The following is a 2,516-nucleotide window of genomic DNA, read 5'->3' on the forward strand; positions in this document are numbered from 1 at the left end:
AAAATCAATGGGTTAGATGTGAAAGAGCACGCTAGATAAGATTTATTGAAAGCGCCTGCTCGTTCAAGTAGCAAAACGAGCGCGCTAGCTAATACTTGTTGAACTAAACCGCTTCGCGGTAGCTATCATCGACTCCCGTCTTTTGCTGCATCGATCCACACTGTTCTTTGACCCACCTGGGTCCATGAACAGGAGTGACGACGATGACTGCCTTACGACAGGCAATGATCGAGGCCATGCGTCAGCGTGGCTTCGCGCCCCGTACCCACGCCACCTACTTGATGGTGATCACGGAGCTGGCGCGCTATTTCCACCGACCACCAGACACGTTAAATACCGACGACCTGCAACACTTCTTCCATCACCTGGTTCAGGAACGCGGTTTGTCCGCCGCCAGTTGCCGCGTCTATCTGCACGGCGTGCGTTTCCTGTATCTGCAGGTGTTGCACTGGCAGTCGGTTGACGTCTCGCCTGTGGTGCCGAAGACACCGCAGCGGATTCCGGAACTGCTGACCCGCGATGAGGTGCGGCGGATCCTGGCCGCGTGCCACAACCCCAAGCACCGCATGATGCTCGAACTGTGCTATGGCTGCGGACTGCGCGTGAGCGAGGTCTGCCACCTGCGGGTCAGCGATATCGACAGCCAGCGCGGCCAACTGCGTGTCGCGCAGGGCAAGGGCGCGAAAGACCGCATGGTCCTGCTATCGGCGACCCTGCTCGATCGATTGCGCGACTACTGGCGCGCCTACCGGCCTCAGACATGGCTGTTCCCGAGCGCCCTGTTCCCGGATCGTGCGCTGCACCCGAGCGCGCCGCAGAAAGTGTTTACCCAAGCCAAGCGCCAGGCCGGAGTCAAACGGATCGGTGGCATCCACAGCCTGCGCCATGCCTATGCCACGCATGTCCTGGAACAAGGCCTGCCCGTCCATCAGCTTCAGCGGTTGCTGGGCCACCGCAGCGTCCAGTCGACGATGCGTTACATGCACTGGCTGCCGGGCCAGCAGGGGGCGAGCCACAGCCCCATCGATCTGGTAGCCGGCCTGGCGGTGGACCATGACTGAGACCGCCACTCTGCAACAAGCCCTGGCGCGCTTCTTCGACCCGGCCGGTCTCGATTGCCAGCGCCAACGCGTGTGCCGCCACCTGCTTGCCTGTCGCACCGAGGCGATGGGTGGGACGGTCTGGCAGTGCACGGAGTGCGATCACACCCAGCCGCGCTACTTCGGTTGTCGCGATCGCCACTGCCCGCAGTGCCAGGGCCGCGCCATGCACCAGTGGGCCGAGCGTCAGCAGGCGAACATCCTGCCTGTGCGCTATTACCACCTTGTGTTCACCCTGCCGCACCGCCTCAACGGCTGGGTGCAGCTCCATCCCGAGGTGATTCACCGGTTGCTGTTCCAGAGCGCCTGGCAGACGCTGCACACCTTCGGCCGCGACCCCAAACGCCTTGGCGGTGACATGGGCATGAGCGCCGTGCTTCACACCTGGGGCCAGAATCTGAGCCAGCATGTGCACCTGCATTGCCTAGTCCCTGGCGGGGCATTGGGCGACGATGGCTGTTGGCGGGAGGCGCGCAGTCACTACTTGTTCCCGGTGCGGGCCCTGTCGCGCCACTTTCGCGGGCACATGGTCAGCGCTCTGCGTCAGGCGGCCAAGACTGGCAAACTCCACCGGGTCACCCGGCCCGGCGACGTCGATGATCAACTCAACGCCCTGATGGCCACCGAGTGGGTGGTCTACAGCAAGCCTTGTCTTGAACACACCGACACGGTGGTGCGCTACCTGGCGCGTTACACGCGCCGGATCGCCATCAGCAATGCGCGCATCCTCGCCGTTGACGACCGTCAGGTGACCCTACGCTACAAGGATTACCGCGACCGAGACCGACACAAACGGCTCGTCCTCGCGGGCGAGGAGTTCGTACGCCGCTTTCTGCTGCACGTCCTGCCCAAGGGGCTGATGCGGGTGCGTCACTACGGTTTTCTCGCCAATCGCTGCCGGCGACGACGCCTGGCACAGATTCGCCAGGCGTTGGCCATCGTCGAGACGCGACCGGCTATCGAGACGACCACCGACGACACGGAAGCCCGCGACATTTGCCCGCACTGCCGGCAACCGACACTGCGGGTCATCGGGCGCCTCATGCCCCAGCGTCTCGCACGCGGCCAACCATGCAACCACAAGGCACATCGCTATCGCACATAAGATAACGCGGCTCCAGGGGACTTGGCGATCCGGCCCGCTCGCGGGTCGTAGCGGCGCTCGTCCCGACATTGGCTTCTGGCGCTCAGGCGCGCTAGGTTGGGGGCAACTAGGTCCGGAAGAGAGCGTCATCATGGTCCACACCATGGCCCGAACGTGTCACTACAGGACCCTCAGCACGCGGCCTGACACGTCAGACCGCACGCCGATCAATACAATACCCTATAGAAGCTGTATAGCCGCCTGAGAGGCGGCTTAGTCCAACAGGCATTTATTCGCCATGCTGCGCACGGCGAATAAATGCTTAACAGTTA

At 62.8% G+C, this 2,516-nt stretch carries 2 protein-coding genes; both read left to right on the forward strand.

What is annotated here, in order from left to right:
• The first annotated feature begins 203 nt into the window (after positions 1-203).
• Positions 204-1,061: a tyrosine-type recombinase/integrase gene (locus tag L1071_RS16130; RefSeq protein ID WP_246977061.1), complete on the forward strand. Its 858-nt coding sequence runs from the start codon at positions 204-206 to the stop codon at positions 1,059-1,061.
• Positions 1,054-2,205 (forward strand): IS91 family transposase, encoded by a 1,152-nt coding sequence (locus L1071_RS16135; RefSeq protein WP_246977063.1) that lies wholly within the window; start codon positions 1,054-1,056, stop codon positions 2,203-2,205. Before L1071_RS16130 ends, L1071_RS16135 begins: the two co-directional genes overlap by 8 nt.
• Positions 2,206-2,516: the final 311 nt, after the last annotated feature.

Source organism: Chromohalobacter sarecensis (assembly GCF_023061135.1).
Lineage (GTDB): Bacteria > Pseudomonadota > Gammaproteobacteria > Pseudomonadales > Halomonadaceae > Chromohalobacter > Chromohalobacter sarecensis.

What these genes read in the sequence shown, in the direction of transcription:
- L1071_RS16130 (WP_246977061.1), top strand. Translation starts at nt 204, where the DNA reads ATGACTGCCTTACGACAGGCAATGATCGAGGCCATGCGTCAGCGTGGC.
- L1071_RS16135 (WP_246977063.1), top strand. Translation starts at nt 1,054, where the DNA reads ATGACTGAGACCGCCACTCTGCAACAAGCCCTGGCGCGCTTCTTCGAC.